This window comes from Gemmatimonadota bacterium (assembly GCA_016720805.1).
Taxonomy (GTDB): Bacteria; Gemmatimonadota; Gemmatimonadetes; order Gemmatimonadales; family GWC2-71-9; genus Palsa-1233.
Genome location: JADKJZ010000014.1, coordinates 216,559 through 242,041, shown reverse-complemented (window position 1 = coordinate 242,041; position 25,483 = coordinate 216,559). Strand labels below are relative to the sequence as shown.

General features: G+C 67.7%; 24 protein-coding genes. 17 read left to right on the top strand and 7 right to left on the bottom strand.

Annotated features, from left to right (window positions below):
* Window positions 1–76: 76 nt before the first annotated feature.
* From IPP98_11315 to IPP98_11295, 5 genes are all read left to right on the top strand, one after another.
* The gene (locus IPP98_11315; GenBank protein ID MBL0179699.1) at window positions 77–568 is read left to right on the top strand and encodes a 6-pyruvoyl tetrahydropterin synthase family protein; all 492 of its coding nucleotides are present in this window, start codon (window positions 77–79) and stop codon (window positions 566–568) included.
* A 4-nt stretch (window positions 569–572) separates the two neighbouring features.
* The gene (locus IPP98_11310; protein MBL0179698.1) at window positions 573–926 is read left to right on the top strand and encodes a 4a-hydroxytetrahydrobiopterin dehydratase; all 354 of its coding nucleotides are present in this window, start codon (window positions 573–575) and stop codon (window positions 924–926) included.
* Window positions 927–952: 26 nt separating this feature from the next.
* A complete protein-coding gene (gene pabB, locus IPP98_11305) occupies window positions 953–2,299 on the top strand; it encodes an aminodeoxychorismate synthase component I (GenBank protein ID MBL0179697.1) in 1,347 nt (448 codons plus the stop codon).
* Window positions 2,296–2,862, top strand: coding sequence for an aminodeoxychorismate/anthranilate synthase component II (locus tag IPP98_11300; protein MBL0179696.1), 567 nt, complete (start codon window positions 2,296–2,298; stop codon window positions 2,860–2,862). Before pabB ends, IPP98_11300 begins: the two co-directional genes overlap by 4 nt.
* Before the next feature lie 216 nt (window positions 2,863–3,078).
* Window positions 3,079–3,855 (top strand): VOC family protein, encoded by a 777-nt coding sequence (locus IPP98_11295; GenBank protein ID MBL0179695.1) that lies wholly within the window; start codon window positions 3,079–3,081, stop codon window positions 3,853–3,855.
* A 130-nt stretch (window positions 3,856–3,985) separates the two neighbouring features.
* Here IPP98_11295 and IPP98_11290 read toward each other — a convergent pair whose 3' ends face one another.
* On the bottom strand, window positions 3,986–5,065 hold the full coding sequence (locus IPP98_11290; GenBank protein ID MBL0179694.1) for an ATP-dependent 6-phosphofructokinase: 1,080 nt from the start codon (window positions 5,063–5,065) through the stop codon (window positions 3,986–3,988).
* Between the two features lie 111 nt (window positions 5,066–5,176).
* On the opposite strand from IPP98_11290, the gene IPP98_11285 reads away from it, so the two are divergent.
* The 7 genes from IPP98_11285 (at window position 5,177) to IPP98_11255 (ending at window position 11,076) form a co-directional block, all read left to right on the top strand.
* On the top strand, window positions 5,177–5,416 hold the full coding sequence (locus IPP98_11285) for a hypothetical protein (GenBank protein MBL0179693.1): 240 nt from the start codon (window positions 5,177–5,179) through the stop codon (window positions 5,414–5,416).
* A gap of 3 nt (window positions 5,417–5,419) precedes the next feature.
* Window positions 5,420–6,097, top strand: coding sequence for a hypothetical protein (locus IPP98_11280; protein MBL0179692.1), 678 nt, complete (start codon window positions 5,420–5,422; stop codon window positions 6,095–6,097).
* A gap of 13 nt (window positions 6,098–6,110) precedes the next feature.
* Entirely contained in the window at window positions 6,111–6,494 is a 384-nt protein-coding gene (locus IPP98_11275) for a c-type cytochrome (protein MBL0179691.1), read from the top strand.
* On the top strand, window positions 6,494–7,429 hold the full coding sequence (locus IPP98_11270) for a hypothetical protein (GenBank protein ID MBL0179690.1): 936 nt from the start codon (window positions 6,494–6,496) through the stop codon (window positions 7,427–7,429). The genes IPP98_11275 and IPP98_11270 overlap by 1 nt, the downstream gene beginning before the upstream one ends.
* A 365-nt stretch (window positions 7,430–7,794) precedes the next feature.
* Complete coding sequence (locus tag IPP98_11265; GenBank protein MBL0179689.1) at window positions 7,795–8,781, top strand: hypothetical protein; 987 nt, start codon at window positions 7,795–7,797, stop codon at window positions 8,779–8,781.
* Between the two features lies 1 nt (window position 8,782).
* Complete coding sequence (locus tag IPP98_11260) at window positions 8,783–9,469, top strand: TrmB family transcriptional regulator (protein MBL0179688.1); 687 nt, start codon at window positions 8,783–8,785, stop codon at window positions 9,467–9,469.
* A complete protein-coding gene (locus IPP98_11255; protein MBL0179687.1) occupies window positions 9,466–11,076 on the top strand; it encodes a diguanylate cyclase in 1,611 nt (536 codons plus the stop codon). Before IPP98_11260 ends, IPP98_11255 begins: the two co-directional genes overlap by 4 nt.
* Window positions 11,077–11,190: 114 nt before the next feature.
* Here IPP98_11255 and lon read toward each other — a convergent pair whose 3' ends face one another.
* A complete protein-coding gene (gene lon / locus IPP98_11250) occupies window positions 11,191–13,698 on the bottom strand; it encodes an endopeptidase La (GenBank protein MBL0179686.1) in 2,508 nt (835 codons plus the stop codon).
* A 303-nt stretch (window positions 13,699–14,001) separates the two neighbouring features.
* Here lon and IPP98_11245 point away from each other — a divergent pair, with 303 nt between their 5' ends.
* Window positions 14,002–15,978, top strand: a complete 1,977-nt coding sequence (locus IPP98_11245) for a protein kinase (protein ID MBL0179685.1) — start codon at window positions 14,002–14,004, stop codon at window positions 15,976–15,978.
* A 138-nt stretch (window positions 15,979–16,116) separates the two neighbouring features.
* Here IPP98_11245 and IPP98_11240 read toward each other — a convergent pair whose 3' ends face one another.
* Window positions 16,117–18,234 carry a dehydrogenase E1 component subunit alpha/beta gene (locus tag IPP98_11240; protein ID MBL0179684.1) on the bottom strand — a complete coding sequence of 706 codons (2,118 nt, stop codon included), beginning with the start codon at window positions 18,232–18,234 and terminating at the stop codon, window positions 16,117–16,119.
* A gap of 70 nt (window positions 18,235–18,304) precedes the next feature.
* Window positions 18,305–18,553: a hypothetical protein gene (locus IPP98_11235; protein MBL0179683.1), complete on the bottom strand. Its 249-nt coding sequence runs from the start codon at window positions 18,551–18,553 to the stop codon at window positions 18,305–18,307.
* Window positions 18,554–18,765: 212 nt separating this feature from the next.
* On the opposite strand from IPP98_11235, the gene IPP98_11230 reads away from it, so the two are divergent.
* Window positions 18,766–19,101 (top strand): nucleotide pyrophosphohydrolase, encoded by a 336-nt coding sequence (locus IPP98_11230; GenBank protein MBL0179682.1) that lies wholly within the window; start codon window positions 18,766–18,768, stop codon window positions 19,099–19,101.
* 41 nt (window positions 19,102–19,142) lie between these two features.
* Window positions 19,143–20,429 (top strand): hypothetical protein, encoded by a 1,287-nt coding sequence (locus tag IPP98_11225; GenBank protein ID MBL0179681.1) that lies wholly within the window; start codon window positions 19,143–19,145, stop codon window positions 20,427–20,429.
* A gap of 3 nt (window positions 20,430–20,432) precedes the next feature.
* On the opposite strand, the gene rsgA is transcribed toward IPP98_11225, so the two are convergent.
* From rsgA to IPP98_11210, 3 genes are read right to left on the bottom strand one after another with little or no spacing between them, the layout of a single operon-like run.
* Complete coding sequence (rsgA, locus tag IPP98_11220) at window positions 20,433–21,341, bottom strand: ribosome small subunit-dependent GTPase A (protein MBL0179680.1); 909 nt, start codon at window positions 21,339–21,341, stop codon at window positions 20,433–20,435.
* Window positions 21,338–21,655: a hypothetical protein gene (locus IPP98_11215; protein ID MBL0179679.1), complete on the bottom strand. Its 318-nt coding sequence runs from the start codon at window positions 21,653–21,655 to the stop codon at window positions 21,338–21,340. The genes rsgA and IPP98_11215 overlap by 4 nt, the downstream gene beginning before the upstream one ends.
* Entirely contained in the window at window positions 21,652–22,584 is a 933-nt protein-coding gene (locus tag IPP98_11210) for a proline dehydrogenase family protein (protein ID MBL0179678.1), read from the bottom strand. Before IPP98_11210 ends, IPP98_11215 begins: the two co-directional genes overlap by 4 nt.
* 176 nt (window positions 22,585–22,760) lie before the next feature.
* On the opposite strand from IPP98_11210, the gene IPP98_11205 reads away from it, so the two are divergent.
* Window positions 22,761–24,080 carry an amino acid permease gene (locus IPP98_11205; GenBank protein ID MBL0179677.1) on the top strand — a complete coding sequence of 440 codons (1,320 nt, stop codon included), beginning with the start codon at window positions 22,761–22,763 and terminating at the stop codon, window positions 24,078–24,080.
* On the top strand, window positions 24,077–25,474 hold the full coding sequence (locus tag IPP98_11200; GenBank protein ID MBL0179676.1) for a tryptophanase: 1,398 nt from the start codon (window positions 24,077–24,079) through the stop codon (window positions 25,472–25,474). Before IPP98_11205 ends, IPP98_11200 begins: the two co-directional genes overlap by 4 nt.
* The last annotated feature ends 9 nt before the right edge of the window (window positions 25,475–25,483 follow it).

Sequence of the window (25,483 nt, the reverse complement as noted above, 5' to 3'; positions counted from 1 at the left end):
GAGTCGGCGCATGTCGTGGTAACTTGGTGCCGCGGCGGCACCTCTCGTCCGCGCGGCAACGATTCTGGAGCATGCTGTGGGCACATTTCGCGTTACGGTCAGCAAGGACTACCTGGTCTTCTCGTCGGCGCACTTCATCACCTTCCGCGGGCACACCTGCGAGTCGCTGCACGGTCACAACTACCGGATCAGCGTGGCCGTCGAAGGGCCGATCGACAGCGAGTGTCTCTTCGTGGTGGACTTCGCGATCCTCAAGCGGATCGTCCGGCGGTACGTCGACATCATGGACCACCGGGTCCTGCTTCCGACCAACAATCCGAAGCTCGCCTTTCGCACTGAAGGGGCGATGACCTTCGTCGAGTATTTCGGAGAGCAGACCTACCAGTTCCCCACGAAGGACTGCGCCATGCTGCCGATCGCCAATACCACTGCCGAGATGATCGCGGAGTGGGTCGCGGTGAAGGTGCGCGAAGACCTCGCCGCCGATGGCGCCAACCTCACCTTCCTCGAGATCGAGGTCGAGGAATCGGTCGGACAGTCGGCCACGTACTCGCAACGCCTGGACTGACGGCATGAAAAGCAACGAACCGCTATTCGATGGCCCCGAGCTCGCCGCGCGCCTCGCCGTGCTGCCCGGATGGAGGGCGTCCAACGGTTGGCTCCGGCGCGAGTACACCACCGACGGCTGGCGCAGCACCATGCTGGCCGTGAATGCGATCGCCTTCCTGGCCGAGGCCGGCAATCACCATCCCGATCTGGAAGTCCATTGGGGGCGGATCGTGGTGATGTTGCAGACGCACTCCGCTGGCGGCATCACGGAAAAGGACCTCCAGATGGCCGAGCGGATCGAGGCCACCATCCAGTGGCAGCCGAAGGGCGGCTTCCCGGGTCTCGAGGGACAAACCGGCGGCTGGATCACGGGGTGACCGACGCTCCGGTGGTTTCGCCGGTCATCATTCCGCTCGATCCACCTCCCGAACCGCTCGAGCTCCTCGAGCGGTTTGCGCATCGTCCCTTCCCTGCCCTCCTCGACGGCGCCGCCGACCACCACGACCTCGGCCGCTACAGCTACCTCGCCGCCGACCCGGTGCGGATCCTGCGCGGGGCAGCCCACGATTGGCACGCCCTCCGCGACCAGCTCCGCGCCACCCTCGATCACACCGCCCCGATCGCCCCGATGCTCCCCCCATTTCAGGGAGGCTGGATCGGCTGGCTCGGCTACGAACTTGGCGCGGCGTTCGACCGGATGCCGCGCGCTCCGCAGGACCCGCTCGAGCTGCCCGACCTCTCGCTGGCGCTGTACGACTGGGTGATCGCGTGGGATCACGCCACGCATCAGGCGTGGCTGGTGAGCACCGGGATGCAGCAGGATGGCCGCTGCGACACCGTGCGCGCGAGAGCACGTGCCGCCGAGATGATGGCGGTCGTGCAGGGGGCGGGCACGACGGCGCAGGGGACCTTCGCCACCGCGTTCGCCACGCCAGACTTCGCGCCCGACGCGTACCAGCGTGCCGTGGCCGCCGTCGTCGAGCATGTGCTGTCCGGCGACATCTTTCAGGCCAACCTCGCCCAGCGCTTCACGGCGCCGTTCGCCGGGAGCCCGCTGGCGCTCTACCGGCGGATTCGCGCGCACACTGCGGCACCGCTCGCCGCCTACCTCGACCACGGCGACGTGGAGTTGCTCAGCGCTTCACCTGAACGGTTCCTGCAACTTGATGCCGCGACCGGCATGGTGGAGACGCGCCCGATCAAGGGAACGCGGCCGCGTGGGACCGATGCTGCAGCGGATGAGGTCCTCGCCGCCGAGCTGGTGGCGAGCGAGAAGGACCGGGCCGAGAATGTGATGATCGTCGACTTGCTGCGGAATGACCTCGCGCGGGTCTGCGCACCGGCGAGCGTCGACGTGCCGACGCTGTGCGCCCTGGAGACGCATCCGACGGTGCACCATCTCGTGTCGACGGTGACCGGGCGGCTGCGCACCGGGCGCGATGCAATCGACCTCCTCGAAGCGACCTTCCCCGGCGGCTCGGTGACTGGTGCCCCGAAGCTCCGGGCCATGGCGGTGATCGCCGCCCACGAACCGGTCACGCGCGCAGCCTATTGCGGTGCGATCGGCTGGTTGGGGCGCGACGGCAGTTGCTCGTTCTCGATCGCGATCCGCACGGTGACCATCGCGCGGGGGATCGCATCGTTCCACGCGGGCGGTGGGATCACCGCGCTGTCGGAACCGGAGGCGGAGTACCGGGAGACGCTCGACAAGGCGGCGGCGCTCATGGCCGCGCTGGCGGAGGGGCCGTGATCCTCCTCCTCGACCACGAGGATTCGTTCGTCTTCACGCTGGCGCGCTATGTCGAGGAGCTCGGCGAGGCACCGCTGGTCTGTCGCGACGATGCCCTGTCGCTTGAGGCAGTGTGCGCGATGGCGCCGACGCACATCATCCTCTCCCCTGGCCCGGGACGACCCGAGGAATGCAGTCTCGCGCTCGATGTCGTACGAAGCCTCGGACCAACCACCCCGATCCTCGGCGTCTGCCTCGGCCACCAGGTCATCGCCACCGCCTACGGCGCGACGGTCGAACGCGCGGCACACCCGCGTCACGGCCGCACCTCGCCAATCACGCACGACGGCCTCGGTGTCTTCGCCGGATTGCCGTCGCCCCTCGAGGCGACACGGTATCACTCGCTCGCCGTTGTCGAGGTGACGTTGCCGCCGGAACTGCTCCTCACCGCCCGCGCCGATGACGGCGAGATCATGGGAATTCGGCATCGTCGGCACCCGGTCGAGGGGGTGCAATTCCATCCGGAGTCGGTGCTGACGACGACGGGACTCAAGATGGTGCGGAGCTTCTTGGGTGAACGGTGACCAGTGACCTGTGACCTGTGACCTGTGACCTGTGACCTGTGACCTGTGACCTGTGACCGAGGTGTTACGGCTGGCAGGTGAAACGGGAGGACGTGAACATCCGTCCGAATGGGCGCCCCCTCACCCCTTACCAGTTCCTGATCACTGGTCACCGGTCACAGGTCACTTTTAACCGTTCACCGTTCACCTCCGCCCACCTCTTCTCCGAGTCCCCTCATGCTCTCAGGTCCGCGTCGGATTGGCGAATTCTGCTGGATCAACGTGCTCACGCCTGCGTCGTCGGATGCGCGGGCCTTCTTCGCCGGCGTGCTCGGCTGGGAGTATTCCGAGATCCCGGAGATGGGCGGCCACCTGATCAAGGTGGGTGGTCAGGAAGTCGGGGGGATGTGGGACACGAGCGGCCCCAACATGCCCCCGAGCACGCCACCCGGCATCGGGTTGATGATCCGCGTCGAGAGCGCCGACGCGGCGTCGGCCAAGGCCAACGAGCTCGGCGGGCTGGGGAAGCCGGCGTTCGACGTCGGACCGACGGGGCGGATGGCCGAGACCTTCGATCCGTTCAGGGCCGAGATGGATGTCTGGCAGGCCGGGGTGTCACCAGGCATGACGGCCGATTCGATGCATCACGGCGCGCCGAGCTGGATCGAGCTCGCGACGTACGAGACCGAGAAGGCCGGCGCCTTCTGGAGCGCGCTCTTCGGCTGGCGAATCGAGAAGATGAGCATGCCGGGGATGGACTACTCGGTCTTCCATGCCGGCGACCGGATGGTGGGCGGGATGATGGCGATCACGCCGGAGATGGGAAATTTCCCGTCGCACTGGGCGGTGTACATGACGGTCGACAATGTCGACGCCGCGGCCGCAAAGGCCACCGCGAGCGGCGGCAGCGTCTTCATGCCGCCCGTCGATATCCCGACGGTGGGGCGGATGGCGGGGATCGCGTCACCGCAGGGGGTGATGTTTTATGTCATCAAGTATGAGATGCCGGCGTAAGCGAACAGCGAACAGCGAACAGCGAACGGTTGGAAACGGTGAGGGGTGAGGGGTCAGGGGTTTGTTCCCCCTCACTCCTCACCCCTTACCGCTGTTCGCCGTTCGCCGTTCGCCGTTCGCCGTTCGCCGTCTAGTCGCCGAACGAAATCCCCAGGTGCCGCGCCGTCAGGATAATCCCTGAATCGAGCGGCACCGTCTTCATCCGGCCCACGACGTCGGCGATCGGGACGCGCGAGATGACCGGCGGCGTGTAGGCCACCATGGTGCCGAAGTCGCCGTCGGCGATGGCGCGGACCGCCGCCGAGCCGAAGCGCAGCGCGAGCAACCGATCGAACGTCGTCGGCGAGCCGCCACGCTGGAGGTGGCCGAGGACCAGCGAGCGCGTCTCCTTGCCGGTGACCTGCGCAATGCCGTGCGCCACCTGTTCGCCGATGCCGCCGAGCCGGTCGACCGTGCCGGCGCTCCGCCGCTCGCGGAAGACCGGGCCGCCATCGACGGTCTGCGCCCCTTCAGCGACGACGACGATCGAGAAGTGTCGCCCGTGCCGCTCGCGCTCGCGAATCTTCTCGCAGACCTTCTCGAGCGAGAAGGGAATTTCCGGAATCAGGATGACGTCGGCCGTTCCGGAGATGCCGCTGTGCAGCGCGATCCACCCCGCCTCGCGCCCCATCAGCTCGACCACCATCACGCGGTCATGCGACTCGGCCGTGGTGTGCAGCTTGTCGAGTGCCTCGGTCGCGGTGGAGACCGCGGTGTCGAAGCCGAAGGTCGTGTCGGTGCCGACGACGTCGTTGTCGATCGTCTTCGGCACGCCGACCACCTGAAGGCCACGCTCCCAGAGCGTGCCGGCAATCGCGAGCGAACCGTCGCCACCAATCGAGATGAGGGCGTCAATGCCCTCGCGACGAAAGGCCGCGATCAACTCGTCGCCCCGGTCGATCTCGACCACCCGGCCATCCGGCTGCAGCTTCGGCCAGCGGAGCGGGTTGCCGCGGTTCGTGCTCCCGAGGATGGTACCGCCCAGATGCGTGATGCCGCTGACTTCGGCAGCGCCGAGGGGCACGACACCGCTGCCGTCCAGGAGCCCGTGGAAGCCACGACGAATGCCCACTGTTTCCCAACCGCGATCATGCGCGGTGAGGACGGCGGCACGAATGACTGCATTGAGGCCGGGGGCGTCGCCGCCGCCGGTCGAGATGGCAATCTTCACAGGGGGTCACTGCTCCGGAATGTGCGATCCTTCAGGTCATTGGTGCGCATTGAATCGTAGCGGTCCGCCTCGGGTGGTCCAAGGGTGCACCCGGCAGGTGTATGCTTCGCCATGATGCGATTCCCCCTGCTCGCCGCGCTGCTCCTGACCGCCCCCGCGTCCCTCTCCGCCCAGCTCCCCGCGACCCCGCCCCGACGGCCGGCGGTAGCGATCGACACGGTGCATCCCCCGCTGGCCTCCCGCCAGATCGTCGCCCGGCGGGACGCGCTGCTCCCGAAGCACCGGATCATCGCCTACTACGGGAACCCGCTCTCCACCCGCATGGGGATCCTGGGCGAGATCCCCCCTTAGCAGATGATGGCGCGCCTGGAGGAGACGGCCAAGCGCTGGGAAGCGGCCGACACCACACGTCCCGTGCTCCGCGCCCTGCACCTGATCGTCACCGTGGCGCAGGGACACCCGGGCGAAGGTGGGCTCTACCGGCTCCAGCACGGCGATGCCCTGATCGGCAAGGTGGCCGCCTGGGCAGACGCCCGAGGATGGCTGCTCTTCCTGGACGTCCAGGCCGGCCGCAGCCCCATCGCCGCCGAGATCCCCAGGCTCCTCCCCTGGCTTCGGCGTCCAAATGTCCACCTCGGCATCGATCCGGAGTTTGCCATGCCGCCAGGCAAGGTCCCCGGCAAGCGGATCGGGACGCTCGACGCCAGTGACGTCAACCAGGTGCAGGCGCTGCTCGCGAAGTTGGTCGAGGAGGCGGGGATCCCGCCCAAGATCCTGGTCGTTCACCGCTTCACCGAGGGGATGCTGACCCGGGAGCGCGACATCACCCTCGACCCGAGGGTTCAGGTCGTCATCGATGCCGACGGATTTGGCGCACCGGCCCTGAAACAGAATATTTTTGGACTCGTCGTGACCCGTCGACCGGTCCAGTTCGCCGGACTGAAGCTGTTCTACAAGAATGACAAGCCGATGCTGACGCTCACCCAGGTGCTGGCAATGCGACCCATCCCTCTCTACATCCAGTACCAATAGGAATCCGCTCGCGATGCGCCTGCCCCCGCTCCTGCTCATGCTTGGCCTCCTCGCCCCGACCACTCTCGCGGCGCAGGCAACCGATTCGACCGCGGCGATGCTCGCCCTCGGCAAGCGGACCTTCGAGGGCCGAGGCCTCTGCTTCAGTTGCCACGGCAAGGGGGGCGAGGGAATGCCCGCGGTGAGCAAGAACACCAACCTCGCCGACGGAAAGTGGTTGCACAGCACCGGGACCCGGCCGGAGCTCGTGGCCATCATCAAGACCGGCTTCGACGCCAAGACCTCGAAGAGCGGCGTCGTGATGCCGGCCCGCGGCGGCTCGCGCATCACCGACCGCGAGGTCGAAGCCGTCGCCGCCTACGTCGTGGAACTGGCGCGGAAGAAGCCAGTCAAGTGATGCCGAGGTGGCGCGTGCTGCTGGCCCTCGGCGCACTCGTTGGCCCCACGACTGGCTGCCAGCCCGAGCCAATCCCTGCCGCCGAAGCCCCCCACGTCGACGCCGGTTGGGTCATGGTCCCCCCGACCACCCTCCGCCAGAGCGGCACCCTCGCCCACCCGCGATTGGCCGAAGCGAGCGGTGCCGCCGTCACAACCCAGCGCGCCGGACTCCTCTGGACCATCAACGATTCCGGCAATGCTCCCGACCTCCTGCTGATCGACACCAGCGGGACCTTGATCGCGACGCTGCCGCTCAGCGGCGTGACCAACACCGATTGGGAAGAGGTCGCCCTCGGCCCCTGCCCGACCGGTCGCTGTCTCTACATCGCCGACACCGGCGACAACCTCGAGCGCCGAGACGCGGTCTCCCTGCTCCGGCTGACCGAGCCGGTCCTCGACGCGAGCTTCGCCGGGGATCGTCCCGCCCGCCCGGCAGAGACGCTGACCTTTCGGTACCCTGACGGCGCCCATGATGTCGAGGCGATGGTCGTGAACGCCGGCGGCGAGGTCCTTCTGGTGACCAAGGGTCGCAGCCACGGCGTCCTCCTCTTCCGGGTTGGCGCCTCCGCCTGGGGGAAAGGGATCGCGATGGCCGAGCGGATCGACTCCCTGCCGATCGTGGCGAACGCGGGGACGGGACGGTTGATTACCGGTGCCGCCCTATCCCCCGACGGTACCACGCTGATGGTGCGCAGCTACCGCGACCTCTTCCCATTCCGGGTGCTTCCGACCGGCAAATTGGCCCCGCTCGGCAAGCCCACCGCCTGCGACATCCTCGGCAAGGAACCCCAAGGCGAGGGGATCAGTTGGCTGAACCCGACCACCATGGTGCTGACCAGTGAACGGGGATTGATGAAGAGCGGGACGGTGTTTGTGGTGAGTTGTAGCGTATAGAACTACACTTGGGATGATGGATGATGGATGATGGACGATGGATTCGAACGGACGGACATCCGCGTGGCGATCAAGACTGATTTCTGATCAATCATCCATCATCTATCATCCATCATCCCTCCGATTGAGCCATAGTAGTCCCAATAGCTACATCCTATCATCAGACTGGCATTCTCCCCTCGCTACTACTATATTCCGCCCCGTCTTTCCGCCCTCCGATCAGGTCCCCCGCGAGGAGTCGTCCCCTGGATCTGCCTACGACCCATCGAATCCCGCTGACGTGGCTGGCTGAGCACGGCGGGCCTTCCATCCGGTTCCGGACTCAGTCCGAACTGGCCCCGACCGGGAGCATTGCCCCGGCCACCTTGCAGGACTCGTTGCGCGAGGTGGTGCTTTCCGAGCAGGTCTCGGCGGTCACGACCCGTCAGCAGGAGACCGGCCTCTGGGGCGCCAACTACCTCGCCTATACCCCGTCCGAGAAGGAAGGGACTCTCGAGGTCGGGACGGTGGCGCAGTATCGTCGGCTCCTCCAGTTGGGGGTTCCGACGACGACGCGCCCGTTCCGGCTGGCCGATCGGTTGCTCTACCGGACCTTGTCGCGCGACGACGATCTGCTCCTGTACGGGGAGTTTGCCGATCCGTCCGAGGACGAGCCGGCGACGGCCGAGACCTATCGCAACCTGATCCGCGATGGCGTCTGCGCGGCGCTGGCCGAGGCGGGTCGCGAGGATGACCCGCGGCTTCGCGGCGCGGCCCACAAGGTGGTGTCGGCGGTGTCGGCCTTCCTCCGCTCGCCGATGTCCGAGGATCCGTTCATCAAGCGCGGCGGCGGCTGGCAATTGCATCCCGAGGCGACGCCGCCGAGCTGGTGGTCACTGGCGATGATCTCCTCGATGCCCTCGCTGCAGCGTGAGCGCGGTGGCTTCCTCGATCGTCTCGGCCAGTACCTTGCCCAGCCGACGCCGGACAAGTCCTACATGATCCCGATCGGCAGTCGGACGATGAAGCCGTTGCATGTGTTGCTCGGCGATCCGATCGAGATGGATCCGAAGGGACTGGTGAAGGACGTTCCGTTGGCCCTCCACTACATCGAACTGCTGGCGGGGATGGGGCAGTTGGCGTCGTCGGCCAGCGCCACCACCGTCTTTGTCCGCCTGCTCGAGGATGTCGACGCCGATGGCGTCTGGCATCCGAAGAATTTGCGGTCGCAGCCGAAGGCGGGCACGCCGGTGACCTACCATTGCTGGCCGCTCTCGCCGGACGATGGCGGGATGACCTCGCGTCAGGCCGACATCACCTTCCGCCTGGCGAAGATCGCGAAGCGGTTGGGCTGGCACCTCGAGTACTCCTGAGATGGCGGGTCGGCTCGACCTGACGCCGTTTGGATTCACCCCGACCGAGGGCCTCATCTACGAGGTCCTGCTGACCGGCGGCCCCGGCACGGGCTACACCATTGCCCGCGCGGCAGGCTTGGCGCGCGCCAACGTCTACGCCGCCCTCGAGGGGTTGGTGGCGAAGGGAGCGGCGCGCGTCGAAGAGGGGCGGCCTCGGCAGTTCCGTCCGGAGCCCCCCAGTACCCTCCTGGCGCGGTTGAGTGATCGGCAGGGCGAGGCGATGGACAAGCTGGGCGAGGCACTCGCGGCGCTCGCCGTTCCGGCCACGCCGACATTGGTTGAACTCGCTTCGTCCCGCGGCGCGGTGCAGTTGATGGGGCACGAGATCGCCCGGGCCGAGCGTTCGGTGGAGCTGTTGGCGCCCCCCGATGGCTGCCTCACCTTGGCGCCGCATCTCCGGCGGGCGGCCGCGTCCGGGGTCACGCTCGACGTGGCCTCGACGGCTGAGGTGCCGCTTGGCGCCATTCCGATGACGGTGATTCCGCCCGCGGCGTGGCCCGGCGAACCAGTCCTGCTGGTCGTCGACGATCGTGCGGCCTTGGTGGGAGCTCGCGATGGCGAGCGCTTCTCAGGGCACTGGGGCAGCGGCGCGGCATTCGTCGCGGCCGCGCGCACTACCCTCGCCGCTCTGCGGGAAGGCCGATGACTGATACGCTGCCACTGGACGCCGACGATCCGATGCTGGAGTTGCAGCACGAGTACATCCGCGAGGCCCCCGCGCGCCTGGCGGAGCTCCGCAAGGACCTGGCGGCCTTTCGGGCGGGCGAGCCGGACGCACTGGAGTCGTTGCGGCAGCGCTTCCATCGTCTCGCCGGCTCGGGCGGATCGTATGGCTTCCAGCGGGTGACCGATGTGTCACGCGCCATGGAGCATCGGATCCTCACCCCGCCGGCGCCGACGATTCGCGAGGCCGACATTTTTTCGCAGGCGATCCGCGATCTCGAGGACGCCTTCAACAACGCGGCAACCGACGTCGGGCTGCCGGCCGTCCTCGGCAAGATTCCGGGGTTCGGGTGGCGTGCGCTGCTGATGATGACTCCCTCGACGGCTCGCGATGCCCTGGTGCGATCGCTCGAAGAGGTCGGCTTCATGGTGACGGTCCGGACCGGTGAAGTCGATCCGTTCGACGTGCCGCCGGCGGAGCGCCCTGACCTGGTGGTGATCGGCACCGACGCCGACACCGACCCGCTCTCGCTGGCGCGCTACTGGTCCGCGGCGACCAACGATCGTCCGCGTGCCGTGGTCCTGGCCGACCCGACCGACCAGTTCGACCGCCTGCGCACGGCGGCGGCCGGGCTCGACGCGGTCTTCGGCTCCAACGCCCTGCCGAGGGGGTTGGCGCAGTACGCGCGGGCCCTGGCCCAAATCGGCGCGCCGCCGGCCAACATTCTCGTGGTCGAAGACGATCCAGCGCAATCGCAGCTCGTCGCCACCTGGCTCGGCCAGATGAATGCGCGCGTCACCACGGCAGCGTCGGCCCAGGTTGCGCGGGACGCGTTGGCCCATGAGACCCCGGACCTCGTGCTGCTCGATGTCGATCTGCCCGATGTCGACGGCTACGCGCTCTCGCGACTGATGCGGCAGGACCCGCGACTCGCGCTGGTGCCGATCGTCTTTCTGACCGCGCGCGACTCGCTCGCCGATCAGATGGAAGGGCTGCGTGCCGGGGGCGACGACTTCCTCGCGAAGCCGGTCGAGCGGAGCCACTTGTTGCAGCTGGTCCTCACGCGCACGGAGCGTGGCCGGCGGATCCGCGAACTGGTGCACCGCGACGGCCTCACCGGCATCCTGAACCACGCGACGTTGATGGCCGAGCTCGAGTATGCGGTCGCCTTCGCGCAGCGTCATGGCGAGCCGCTCTGCTTCCTGATGCTCGACCTCGACCACTTCAAGCGGATCAACGACACCTACGGCCACCTGGTCGGCGACCAGGTGCTGGTGCACGTGGCGCGGGTGTTCCGGAAGGCAATCCGCGGCTCCGATCTCCTCGGCCGCTATGGCGGCGAGGAATTCGGCATCATCCTGCGCAAGTGTCCACCGGCGAATGGCCGTGCCGCCGCCGAGAAGCTGCGACAGGCGCTGGCCGAATCGCCGATCATCCTCCCCGGCTGCGACCCGATCCCGCTGCACGTCTCCGCCGGCGTCGGCGCCTTTCCCGGCTCGGGCACGACGGCCACGCAGGTGGCCGAAGCGGCGGATCAAGCGCTGTATCGGGCGAAGAGTTCGGGGCGGAACAGGGTGGAGATGGGGTGAAGGGTCGTTGGTCGTTAGGCGTTAGGCGTTAGGCGTTAGAGAAAGGCCGGCCTCCATGCAAGGAGACCGGCCTTTCGAGTAGGTGCCTAACGACCAACGACTAACGACTAACGACTAATGCCTAAAAGGACTCTGCAACGCCACCACATCCCGCGGATTCTCGTCGCCGAAGAGCAGCTTCCCTTCGGTGTAGCGGACATCGCGGAGGGCGATGGCGAGGACTTCGCCGAGTTCCTCGACCGGGTGGATGTCCATCCGCTTGCGGGCCTCCTCGGGGAGGTCATCGAGGTCAGGCTCGTTCGCCTTCGGGATGATGATCGTGGTGATCCCCGCGCGCAGCGCGCCGAGCAGCTTCTCCTTGACGCCACCGATCGGGAGGACTCGGCCGCGCAGCGTGACCTCGCCGGTCATGGCGATGTCGTGGCGCACTTCACGCCCGGACAATGCCGAGACGAGCGCCGTGGCCATGGTGATGCCTGCCGAGGGACCGTCCTTCGGGACAGCACCGGCAGGGACGTGGATGTGCACGTCGCGGTCGAACATCTCTTCCTTGATGTGCAGCCCCGCGGCATGCGAGCGAGCATACGTCCACGCCGCCCGCGCCGACTCCTTCATCACGTCGCCCAGCTGGCCGGTGAGGACGAGTTCGCCCTTGCCGCGCATGGTCGAGGCCTCGACGAACATGATGTCGCCACCCTGCGGCGTGTAGTACATCCCGGTGGCCGTGCCGACCTGGTCGACGGCGGCCTTCTCCTCGGGGTGCAACTTGGGCCGACCGAGGAGATCGCGCACGACCGCGGCGGTGACGTCCATCCGGTCGACTTCGCTCGCGGCGATCTTCCGCGCGGCCTTCCGGGCCACGCGCCCGACCTCGCGCTCCAGCTGCCGGACGCCCGACTCGCGGGTGTAGCGCTGCACCAGTTCCAGCAACGCCGGGCCGGCGAAGGTGATCTGCTCGGCGGTGAGGCCGTTGGCCTCGATCTGCCGCGGCACCAGGTACTGCTCGGCGATGGCGACCTTCTCCGCCTCGATGTACCCCGAGAACTCCACGATTTCCATGCGGTCGAGCAACGGCCCAGGAATGTTCTGGAGGACGTTGGCGGTCGCGATGAACATCACTTCGCTCAGGTCGAACGGCATGCCGAGGTAGTGATCGGTGAAGGAGTCGTTCTGCGCCGGGTCGAGCACCTCGAGCAGCGCCGAGGCCGGGTCGCCCTGGAAGGAGACGCCGAGCTTGTCGATCTCGTCGAGCAGGAAGACCGGGTTGCGGGTGCCGGCCTGCTTCATCCCCTGGATGATGCGGCCCGGCATCGCACCGACGTAGGTGCGGCGGTGGCCGCGAATGTCGGCCTCGTCGCGCGCGCCACCCAGCGAGATGCGGACGTACTTCCGTCCCATCGCGCGGGCGATGCTCTTGGCGACCGAGGTCTTGCCGACGCCCGGAGGGCCGACGAAGAGGAGGATCGGCGAGCGCTTGGTGGTCTCGTCGTCCTTGTCCTTGGCGCCGTCGCCCGAGGGCGACGGACGCGACGCGTCGACTGACGTCGACGCCTGAGGGGTGTCAGCATCGTCCCCCTTCGGCGCAGCGTCGCGCTTGGCACGCATGGCGCGCACGGCGAGGAACTCCAGCACGCGGTCCTTCACGTCGCCCAGGGCGTAGTGGTCGGCGTCGAGGATCTTCGAGGCCTCGGCGATCTCCAGATGCTCCTCGCTGGTCTCGTTCCACGGCAGTTCGGCGACATGCTCGAGGAAGGTGCGAATGACCTGCGATTCCATCGTCTCGCGACCGATCCGGCGCAACCGGCCGAGCTCGCGATCGACTTCCTTGCGCGCCTCCTCGGGCAGATCGAGCCCTTCGAGGCGCAACTCGAGTTCATCGACCTCGGTGCCATCGTCCTCGTCGCCGAGCTCGCGCCGAATGGTCTTCAACTGTTCGCGGAGGTAGATCTCGCGCTGCCGGTCGCCGAGCTCTTCCTGCACCTGCGACTTGATGTCCTCCTGGGCATCGAGCACGGCAATCTGCCGCTGCACGTGCACGAGGACGCGGCGGAGCCGCTCGTCGACGGCGAGCGTCTCGAGCAGCGACTGCCGCCCCGCGGCGTCGAGATCGAGGTAGCCGGCCACGAGGTCGGCGAACCGCCCCGGCTCGTCGACGCCGTTGAGCACCTGCTGCACCACTTCGTCGGGGAGGCCGGACTTCTGGCCCAATTCGGCGGCGCGGGCGCGCAGCTCGCGATGCAGGGCGACGAAGCCCGGATCCGATTCATCCACCGGCGGGAGGTCGTCCATGTCGCGCACCACGGCGACGAGATGGCCGTTCTCCTCGGTCACCTGCAACGCCATGGCGCGGCGCTCGCCGTGCAGGAGCAACTGCATCCCCGACATGCCGCGCTGCAGCTGGCCGATCTTGGCGATGGTGCCGATCAGGTGGAGCCCGTCCGCCGAGACGGCTTCGATGTTTTCCTTCTGGGCCACCGCGAAGACGAGCTTGTCGGGAGAGGCGAGGGCGGCTTCGATCGCCTTGAGGGTCATGGGACGTCCTGCCCCGATCGGAGCCGTGACGCCCGGGAAGAGCACCACGTCGCGCAGGGGGAGGACGGGAAGGGTCAGACGTTCAGTCACGAGGTTCTCCTTGAGACACAGCGCCTGGACGGGACCGCAGGGGGGCGGTGCACCGGTCCACGGCGCGATGGGGAGGCAAGGGGCATCCGCCGTGCCAGCCCTGCTCCCAAGATACCTGCCGAGCTGGCCGATGGGTCCCGGAGGGGTCCGCCAGAGGGGCACAAACGTTTCAGGGAGGAAACTTCACTTCCTGTCGCGACGGCAGGTGCGGCTCGGCACGTTGCTCGCAGGTGCATCTCGGTACAAATTCCGGGGTTAGCGTCCCGTATCGCGACTGTCATTGTCCCGCCGCCCGGATCCTGAATGACCGATCCCACACCGCATCCTCTGCCGGCCCTCCTGAAGGAGGCGCTCGGCGATGCCTATACGATCGAGGGAGAGATCGGTCGCGGCGGCATGGGGGTGGTGTACCGTGCGCGGGACGAACGACTGCAACGACGGGTGGCGATCAAGGCGCTCCCGCCGGAGCTGGCGTTCTCGAGCGAGATCCGCGAGCGGTTCACGCGCGAGGCGCAGACGGCCGCCAAGCTGGCCCATCCGCACATCGTCCCCATCCACGACGTCGGCCAGGGGAAGGGCATCGTCTATTTCGTGATGGGACTGATCGAGGGCGAGTCGCTCGCGGCCCGCATCCGTCGGCGTGGACGCGTCCCTGCCGAGGAGACGCGCCGGATCATGCGTGAGACGGCCGACGCACTCTCGGCCGCACACGCGCTGTCGATCATCCATCGCGACATCAAGCCGGACAACATCCTGCTCGAAGGGACCCGCGGCCGCGTGATGGTGACGGACTTCGGCATTGCCAAGGCGATGTCGTCGACCAGCAGCGCCACGCTGACCTCCGCGGGGATGGCCATCGGCACACCGTCGTACATGAGCCCCGAGCAGGCCGCCGGCGAGCGAGAGATCGACGGCCGGAGCGACCTCTATTCGGTCGGCGTCGTCGCCTATCAGATGTTGTCGGGGGAGTTGCCGTTCAACGCCCCGACGGTGGCTGGCATCCTGATGAAGCACATCACCGAGGTCGCGCCGCTGCTGCACGAGAAGTATCCGGACATCCCGGAGGACCTCTCGTTGGCCGTGGCCCGTTGCCTCGAGAAGGACCCGGAGAACCGCTGGGCCTCGGCCGAGGCGCTGCGTCGGGCGCTGGAGAGCCGCTCGGTGGCGGGCTATCGGCCGACCGGCCTCGGCATGCGCGCGGCCGAGCGTGCCGCGGCGCCGAACCGGACCGCCTCGCCCAACCGCGCCGGGAATCCGACCCGCCCGTCGCCGCGCCCGCTGGCGCGTCCCCCGCTTGGCGACCGGGGGACGGCGCGGCCGACCCGGGCACCGCTGGGCGACGCGGCCGGCAATCGGAACAACCTCCCCGGCCGCCCGACCGCGCGCGATGTCGGCGGTCTCCGCGACGCCGGGCGGGTGGCGCGTGAGCAGGGGCGCGCGGTGCGCCGCGGACTCAAGAACAACGAGCCGGCGCTTCCCGAAACGGGCGAGCCGAAGCTGGTGCGCCAGGCGCGGGCGGAGTTCGCCAAGTTCGCCGCGGTGGTCGGTGGCTGCTTCATGATCAACGTGGCGACCGGCCTCGATGGGCCGTGGTTCCTCTTCGTCGCCGGCGGGATGTCGATCGGCCTCTTCAAGCGTTACTCCGAGCTGTGGCAGGCGGGGTATTCCTGGCGCGACGTGCTCAATCGTCCCGACGCCCCCGATGCCATTCCGGCGAGCCAGGCGAAGGCGCTCAAGGGGATCCGGCAGGTCGCGGCGCCGAAGGCCGAGGAGTATGGGCCGTGGCTGCCGAAGATGCAGCAGGTCTATGGCGACCGCAGCGCGATCATCTCGCTGTGGGGCTCGCTGACCGACACCGACCGCTCGATGTTCCCCGAGATGATCCAGACCATCGATGGGCTCCATGACCGCGCCGGGCAGTTGGCGCGCACCCTCAACGACATGGATCGGGTCGGCGTGCAGGATGTCGTGACCATCGAGGCACGGCTCGCCGAGATCAAGTCGCGACCGGAAAGCGAGGAGCGCGACCGGCAGCAGGCGATGCTCGACCGCCAGTTGAAGGCATGCCTCGACCTGCAGAACCGGCGCACCGAGATCACCGACAAGCTGGAGAGCAGCGTGCTGATGATGCAGGGGCTTCGGCTCGAGTTGCTGCGCATCAAGGAGCGCGGCGTCGGCGCGATGAGCGACCACCTGGCGCAGGCGACCCAGCAGGCGCGCGCGATCACGCGGGATATCGACGATGCGATCAGCGCGGCGGCGGAGGTGAAGGGGTTGTAGTCGTTAGTCGTTAGTCGTTAGTCGTTAGTCGTTAGTCGTTAGGCGTTGGTCGTTAGAGACAGAGGCCGGCTTCCCAACTGGGAGGCCGGCCTCTTTATGATGCCACTTCTAACGACTAACGACTAACGACTAACGACCTCAATAAGCCAGAATCTCCCGCATCGCCTTCCCCAAGCTCTCCACCTGCGGCAGGATCACGTCTTCCAGCTCCGGCGCGTAGGCGACGAAGGTGTCGGTCGCGGCGACGCGGCGGACCGGGGCATCGAGCCATTCGAACATCTCGTCGGCGATCTTCGCGGCGATCTCCGAGCCATAGCCCCACGAGAGCGAATCCTCGTAGGCGACGATCACGCGCGAGGTCTTCTTGACCGAGGCGGCGATGGTGTCCCAGTCGACCGGATTGAGCGAGCGGAGGTCGATCACCTCGACGCGCTGCCCGGTGGCCTCCTCGAGGTCCTTGGCGGCCTGCACGGCGCGCTGGACCACGGCGCCGTAGGTGATCAGCGTGGCGTCGCTGCCTTCCTTGACCACGTTCGCCTTGCCGAACGGAATCATGAAGTTCGGGCCCGGGTAGGCGCCCTTGTTGTAGGCCTGCCGGTAGAGGTGCTTGTGCTCGAGGAAGAGCACCGGGTCTTCGCAACGGATCGCCGTCCGGAGGAGTCCGTTGGCATCGAGCGCGGTGCTCGGGCAGATCACACGGAGGCCGGGGACGCCGGTGAAGATCGCCGCGCCGGTCTGCGAGTGGTACACCGCGCCACCCTTGAGGTAGCCGCCGTACGTCACGCGGATCACGACCGGCGAGGCGAAGGCGTTGTTGGAGCGCCAGCGCATCAGCGCGAGTTCGTCGCGGATCTGCATGTAGGCGGGCCAGATGTAGTCGAAGAACTGGATCTCGACCACCGGCTTCATCCCGCGCGTGGCCAGGCCGATCGCGCGGCCGACGATGTTGGCCTCGGCGAGCGGTGAGTTGTAGACGCGGTCCGAGCCGAAGAGCTTCTGCAGCCCCCAGGTCACCTTGAAGACACCGCCCTTCCCCTTCACGTCCCCGAGGGCCTCGGGCTTCGAGGCATCGGCAACGTCCTCGCCGAAGACGAGGATCCGCGGATCGCGGGTCATCTCGTCCTTGAGGCAGCTGTTGAGGAGGTCGACCATCGTGGTGGGGTCGCCGCTGGTCTGCGGATCGTCTTCGGTGTCGAACTGTTCGGCCGTCGGATCGACGTCGGGCGAGTAGACGTAGTCGTAGATGGTGTTCAGCGCCGGCTGCGGCGCGGCCAGCGCGATGTCGGTCGCGATGGTGACCTCTTCCTCGATCTGCTGCTGAATCAGCGCCAATTCCGCTTCGGTCGCCACGCCCTGTTCGACCAGCTGCCGCGGGAAGACGACCACTGGATCGCGGAGCGCATCAGCCTCACGCTCGGCGGTGGTCCGGTAGTGGACCTCATCGTCCGAGAGCGAATGCGAGTAGGGGCGGATGACGTGGGCATGGACGAGCGCCGGCCCCTTCCGCTGACGGCAGTAGTCGTGCGCCTTCTGCATCGCCTCATGGGAGGCCACCGGATCGCAGCCGTCGACCTCGACGATCAAGAGGTTCGGGAAGGAGGCAAAGAGCTTCGAGATCGACCCGCCGGCGGTCTGCACCGAGACCGGGACGGAGATCGCGTAGCCGTTGTCCTCGACCAGGAAGACCACCGGCAACTTGAGGTTGCACGCGGAATTCATCGCTTCCCAGAACTCACCCTCGCTGGTGGTGCCGTCGCCGGTGGTGCAGAGGACCACCTCATCGCCGCGGGTCAGCTCGCTCAGCCGCTCGTCGGCGGAGGCGCGGAGCCAGGTCTCGGCCGCGCCCACCGCCTGCAGGAACTGGGTCCCGGTCGGCGAGGAGGTCGAGACGATGTTGAGCTCCTTGTGCCCCCAGTGCGACGGCATCTGCCGGCCACCGGAGTTCGGGTCCTCGGCGGCCGCGACGGCCGAGAGGAGCTGCTCGGTGGCGGTCATGCCGAGGCCGAGGCAGAAGGCGCGGTCGCGGTAGTAGAGGTAGAACCAGTCGTGGGCGGCGCGGAACACCTTCGCCGCCGCCACCAGGACCGCTTCGTGCCCGGCGCCGGAGATCTGGAAGAAGATCCGATTCTGGCGCTTGAGCTGGATTTCCTTGTCGTCGAGCCGCCGGGAGAGGAGCATCAACCGGTAGAACTCAAGCAGGTCGGCCTTGTCGAGCTTGGTGGCGGACCGCGAGCGGGCAGGGGTTCGAGTAGCCATGGGGGGGAAAGATCGTCGCTGCTGAAAGGCGGCCGGCAACCGCGACCCGTTCGCGGTCGCCGCCTGGTCGCTACCGTCCCGCCAGCCGTTTCAGCGCGGCCAGTTTCTCCAGGGCGGTCTGGCCGGAGGTCGTCGGGGCGGCCGGGGTCACGGCAAAGAGGTCGCGGATGTCGAGGAGGATCTCGAGCATCAGCTGGTCGCGCATGTAGGCGTTGTCGAGGTCGGCCATCCGGGTGGTCGCCTCGGCACCCTTGGCGAAGTCGTACGACTCGCGGTAGATCTGCTCGAGGTTGTTGAGAATTCGATCCCGAGAACGCATCAAGGGTCTCCGTTGGGGACGGCGGGTTGGTTTGGCGGGGGAAGTATAGGTGAGGGGTGAGGGGTGAGGGGTGAGGGGTGACCAGTGACCAGTGACCAGTGACCGGTGAACGGGAGTTGGGACGCAACGCGTTTCGCCTCACCCCTTCCGCGGGTACGTTTCCCCCCGTTCGCCGTTCGCTGTTCGCCGTCTTCCCCTCACCCCCACCATCCATGTCCCTGACCGACTCCCAACGGCGCGTCGACGCCTGGATCGCCCAGTTCGAGGAGGGCTACTTCCATCCGCTGACCAACATGGCGCGCCTCAGCGAAGAGGTGGGCGAGCTGGCGCGCGAGGTGAACCACCGCTTCGGCCAGAAGACCAAGAAGCCCGAGGAGGCGGAGGGCAACCTTGGCATGGAGATGGCCGACATCCTCTTCGTGCTGATCTGCATGGCGAACCGCGAGGGGATCGATCTGCAGGCGGCGTTCGACGCGATGATGGCGAAGGTGGAGACGCGGGATGCCGATCGATGGACAAAGAAGACCAACGAGGAGCAGGCAACGTGACGCGAGAAGCGAGAAGCGAGAGCCGAGCAGTGTGGACCCCAATGCTGGCGCTGGTCGCGTGCCTGATCGGTGCGGCCTGCGCGGCCCAGAAGCCGCCACTCAGCCCGACGGCGCTCAGTGCCACCATCGATACCCTCGCGACTCGCGGGGATAGCACCGGCCTGGCGACACTCGCCCATCGTCAGTGCCAGTCGGACTCGACCGAAGTGCGCCGCACCTGCCTGGAGGACTTCTTCGTCGGGCTGGCGGCCAATGGCCGCACCGGCATGGCGCTGGGCGCGCTGGCGCAACTCGGCAAGGGCCATGAGGATGTCGAACGCGAAGGCCACGGCTACACGCACGTGATCGGGATCCGCGCATGGCAGCCCGGTGATGACGTGGCGAAGGTCTTCCGCGGCTGCAATGGCCTCTACCAGTCCGGCTGCTACCACGGTGTGATCCAGTCCTACCTGACCGCCGAGGGCTCACTCGACTCGGTCAAGGCGGTGACGATCTGCGACGCGATCGCGTCGGACGTGAAGGATCTCTGGCTCCGCTTCCAGTGCGTCCACGGCCTCGGGCACGGCTTCGAGATGGCGCTCAACTGGGAGCTGCCCGCCGCGCTCACGCGGTGTGATTGGCTGGCCAACGGTTGGGATCGGCAGGCCTGCTATGGTGGGGCCTTCATGGAGAACGCGATCGCGTCGATGAGTGGCGGCCACCATCACGTTTCGGTGCGCGCACTTGAGAAGGCGAGCGAGGCGAACGCCAAGGTCGACCACTCCGCCCATGGGGACATGCCGGGGATGAAGCATGCGCCTTCGGTGGCCGCGATCACCTTCAAGATGCGCGATTCCACCGACGCGCTCTATCCCTGCTCGGCGACCGAGCCGAAGTACCGGAGCGCCTGCTATCAGCTGCAGGGCGGCATCATCCTGGCGAACACCGGCGGGCGATTCGGGCTCGCCACCGCCGCGTGCGACAAGGTCGGCAGTCAGTGGCGTTCCTACTGTTATCAAAGTCTGGGCACCAACGCGAGCGGGATGGCGGTGCAGAAGAACTCCAAGGCGATCGCCTACTGCACCAATGGTGACCCGGCCTACCAGCCGTACTGCTTCGTCGGTGTGGTGAAGAACTACATCGATGTGACGGCGAGGCCGGCAGATGGCATCGCCTTCTGCAAGGACGTGCCGCCCGGGAAGAACCGGACGCAGTGCTTCGTGGCGGTGGGGGAGCAGATCGTGGTGCTCTTCCCGACCGACGTCCCGAAGCGCGAGGCGCTCTGTTCGGAGGCGGGACTCGATGGGGTGGCGGACTGCCGCCGCGGCGCGGCCCTCGCGCCGAAGTAGCTGCTACTCCCAGGACTCGGGGAGTGCCTCGAGTTCGGCGAGAATGGCGAGGTAGGAATCGTGGCGGGCGGCAGGAATGTCGCCGCGCGCCACGGCGGCACGGATGGCGCAGCCGGGTTCGATGCGGTGGAGGCAGTCGCCGTATTTGCAGCTGCCGACGTACTCGCGGAACTCCGGAAAGCAGGAGTCGAGTTCGCCGCGCGCCAGGTCCCAGACCCCCACTTCACTGAAGCCCGGCGTGTCGACCACGAAGCCGCCCCCGGCCATCGGGATCATCGTGGCCGTGACGGTGGTGTGGGTGCCGCGACCGACCTTGGCCGAGACGGCACCGACGCGCAGGCCGAGCCCGGGCTCCAGCGCATTCAGCAACGACGACTTCCCCGCGCCGCTCGGCCCGGTGAGGACCGACGTCCGTCCGAAGAGCGCCGCGCGCAGTTCCTCGACCCCTTCCCCCGCTCGCGCCGCCGTGGGCAACACGCGATACCCCGACGCCCGAAGGTGGGCCTCGATCGGGGCGGCCGATCCGAGGTCGGTCTTGTTGACGACGACCCAGCAGGGGATCTCATTGGCCTCGGCCACGACCAGCAGTCGATCCATCAACTGCGGAATCGGATCGGGGTCGGCTGCAGCGATGACCACGACCACCTGATCGACGTTCGCCGCCACCGGTCGCGTCCCGCGTCCGTCCGGCACTCGGCGCGCGAGCAACGAGCGCCGCGGCTCGACCCCGGTGATCGCGAGGGTCTCTTCATTGAGGGTGGTCGGATCGATGGTGACGGTGTCACCGGCGATCGCGCGGTCCTCCGCACGCTTCGCCTTGCCGCGGAGGATGGCGACATATTCGCGACCATCGAGGAGGAGCCGATAGCTGCCACCTTCCCGGGCGAGGACGGTGCCGACTGGCGCGCTCAAAATTCCTCCGGTCGGCCGGCGGCGATGAGTTCGTCGAGGGTGGCCTTCACATCATACAGGGAGAGGGCACCGAGCCTGGTGCGGGCATCGTCGGGGGTTTCGCCCCAGACGAGGTAGTCGGACTCGAGGTGGCCGTCGGGGGCGTCGCCACCGGGTGCCCAGCGGACGAAGAGCAGGGCGCCACCAAAGCGGCCGCGTGCATCGGGGTCGTCGTCCACCCAGAGGGCCACCGAATAGGCGCGTTCGTCGCTGCCGGCGAACGCCGCCGCGCGATCGTGCGCGGCCATGTAGCCCCCGAGGGTGAACTCGGTCACGAGCGCCTCAACCCCTCCTTGACGACGTTGCCCAGAATGAACGCGATGTTGGCGGGGCGCTCGGCAAGGCGTCGCATCAGGTACGGGTACCACTGCGTGCCGAACGGGATGTAGACGCGGATGCGGTAGCCATCGGCCACCAGCTGTTCCTGGAGGTCGCGCCGCACGCCGTAGAGCATCTGAAATTCGAAGCGGTCGCGGGCAATGCCCTTCTCCGCCACGAAGCGCTTCGCCTCGGTCAGCATCGCCTCGTCATGCGTGGCAATCCCGGGGTAGTTGCCGTCCGTCAGCAGACGGTGCATCAGCCGCACATAGTGCGCGTCGACGTCGGCCTTGACGGGATAGGCGACCTCGGCCGGCTCCATGTAGGCGCCCTTGCAGAGGCGGACGCGCGCGCCGATGCGAATCAGGTGCTCGATGTCCTCGGTGGAACGACGCAGCGCCGCCTGGATCACCAGGCCAGTGTGGCTGCGAAGCGCCTCGGGGACCTGCTTCTCGTAGAAGTCGATGGTGCGCTGGGTGTAGGCCGAGCCTTCCATGTCCATCCGGACGAAGGCGCCGGTCTCCTTGGCGACCTCGAGGATGGCGGTGATGTTGCGCACCGCGAGGCCCTCGTCGATGTCGAGCCCCATTTGCGTCGGCTTGAGCGAGGCGTTGACCTCGAGGCCGGCCGCCTTCATTCCGCGGAGAATGGCGATGTAGGCGTCGCGCGCGGCGTTGGCCTCGGCCTCGGCATGGACGCTTTCGCCGAGGAGGTCGAGGGAGGAGGTGATCCCCTTGGCCTGGAGCTCCTTGGCCGCGGCCTCACCGGTGGCGAGGGTCTCGCCCGCGACGAATCGCGAGGCAAACTTCTTCGCCAGCCCATTGCTGCGGACGAAGTTGAAGATGGACTTCCGCTCGGAAAGCCAGAGCAGGCCGGAACGCATCATCGCAGGGGCGTGCCTCGAATCGGGAACAGGGGGGTCGGTAGCGACCGCGAGCGGCGGAAAAGTAGCCGCAGGGGGGTCGCCTTGTGCCGGGGGCCCCACTGCGCCATCCTCCGGACTTGCTCCGCGCCACCCCCCACTCCTCACCCTGACCCGCGCGCCGGGAGCCCCCCACCACCGTGACGACACCGCCCCCCGTCGGTTATGCCCGGACCTTGGGACTCTTCTCCGCCACCATGATGGTCATCGGCGGGATTATCGGGTCGGGGATCTTCCTCAATCCTTCGGTGGTGGCCGCCCGAATGGGGAGCCGCAACGGCACCCTGCTGGTCTGGGTGCTGGGCGCGGTGATTGCCCTGCTGGGTGCCTTCGTCTTCGCCGAACTGGGCCGACGCCGGCCGCTTGCCGGTGGCGGTTACGCCTATCTACGGGAAGCCTTCGGGCCACTGGCCGGCTTCCTCTACGGCTGGGCGCTGCTGCTCATCATGGCGACCGGGGCCATCGCGGCGGTGGCGATGACCTTTGCGGGGTACGCCACCGACCTCTTCGGGCTCCCCGCCGGGCAGCAGCCGATGCTGGCAGCCGGAGCGATTGTGCTGCTGACCGCGATCAACGTGATCGGCGTCAAGCCGGCGGCGTGGACCCAGAACGTCTTCACGCTGCTCAAGCTGCTGGCCATTGCGGTGCTGGTGATCGCGGCGTTCTCGGCGCCAGCCGCGGTGAACCAGGCGGAGGCGCCGATCGAGGCGGGGTCGACGCTGCTCAAGGTCGGTGCGGCACTGGTGCCGGTGCTCTTCGCCTTTGGCGGATGGCAGCAGACCAACTTCATCGCCGAGGAGCTGCGCGATCCGGAGCGCGATCTTCCGCGCGCGTTGATCCTCGGCGTGATCGGCGTGGTGGTGGCGTATCTGCTGGTGAACGTGGCGTACCTGCGGGTGCTCGGCCCGGCCGGACTGGCGGCAAGCCACGCGCCCGCGGCCGAAACGATGGCGGGGATCGCGGGCGAGAGCGGACGGCGGCTGATCGCCGCGGGGATCGTGGCCTCGACCTTCGGCTTCCTGAACCTGGTGATCCTCGTCTCGCCCCGCGTCTATCAGGCGATGGCGCGCGATGGGCTCTTCTTCAAGTCGTTCGCGACGCTGCATCCGACCTGGCGCACGCCGGTCGCGGCAATCGTGGTGCAAGGCGCCTGGGCCATTCTCCTGCTCTTCTCGGGGACCTACGGCGCCCTGCTGGACTACGTAGTGTTTGCCGACTGGATCTTCTTCGGCCTGACCGCGGCGACGCTCTTTGCGCTGCGCCGGGCCGACGGTGACCGCGTCGTGCCGTTCCTCGTGCCATTGCATCCGTGGACCACGCTCGCCTTCGTTGCGGCGGCGGCCTACGTCGTGCTCGGTTCACTCGCCTCCAATCCGGGCAATGCCCTGCGCGGCGGCGGTTTGCTGCTGCTCGGCATCCCCGTCTTCCTCTACTGGCGCCAGCGCGCCGCCACCACATGACCTTCGCACCCCGCACCATCATCGAACCGTTCCGCATCAAGAGCGTCGAACCGATTCGCCAGACCACGGCGGAGGAACGGCGGGTCGCCCTCGACGCGGCGCATCACAATCTCTTCCTGCTGCGGGCGCGCGACGTCCTGATCGACCTGCTGACCGATTCCGGCACCGGCGCGATGTCGTCGCGGCAATGGGCGGGGATGATGATCGGCGACGAGTCGTACGCCGGCGCCGAATCGTTCTATCGTTTCGAGGCGGCGGTGCAGCGGATCACCGGATTGCGCCACGTGATCCCGACGCACCAGGGTCGGGCGGCCGAGCGGATCCTCTTCGGGACGGTGGTGCACGCGGGGCAGATCGTGCCGAACAACACCCACTTCGACACCACGCGGGCCAACATCGAGGCACGCGGCGCGACCGCCCTCGACTTGCCGATCGCCGAGGGACGACAGCCGTCGGTGTGGCATCCGTTCAAGGGGAACATGGATGTCGAGGCACTCGACCGGGTGCTCACCGAGCAGGCCGGGAAGGTGCCGCTGGTGATGTACACCGTGACGAACAATTCCGGCGGCGGTCAGCCGGCGTCACTCGAGAACCTGCGCGCTGTGCGGGCCGTCTGCAATCGCCACGGAGTCCCGCTCTTTCTCGACGCCTGCCGATTCGCGGAGAACGCCTGGTTCATCAAGGAGCGCGAACCGGGCCACGAGCACGAGACGCCGACACAGATTGCCCAGGCGATGTTCGCCGAGGTCGATGGCGCGACGATGAGCGCGAAGAAGGACGGGATGGCGAACATCGGAGGCTTCCTCGCCGTGAACGACGACGACCTGGCGCGCCGATGCCGCGACAACCTGATCCTGACGGAAGGGTTTCCGACGTACGGCGGGCTGGCTGGCTACGACCTCGAGGCGATCGCGATCGGCCTCGACGAAGCACTCAACGAGGACTACCTCCGGTACCGGGTGCGTTCGGTGGCGTACCTCGCCGACCGGATGACGGCGGCTGGGATCCCGATGGTGACGCCGCCGGGCGGACACGCGCTCTACATCGATGCCAAGGCGATGCTGCCGCACATTCCCCAGAGCGAGTATCCGGCGTGGGCGCTCTCCTGCGTGCTCTATCTGGTCGGCGGCATCCGGTCGGTCGAGATCGGCTCGGTGATGTTCGGGCAGCAACCGGACGGGACCGAGCAGCCGTCGGCGATGGAGCTGGTGCGGCTGGCCTTCCCACGGCGCGTCTACACCCAGAGCCACGTGGACTACCTGGCCGAGGTGTTGAGCTACGTCGGGGAGCGCCGGGACCGGATCCGCGGGATGCGGATCACGGCCCAGCCCCCGGCGCTCCGGCACTTCTCGGCGCACCTCGCCCCGGCCCACGGGAGCATCTTCCCGGAGTAGCTGGCGGGG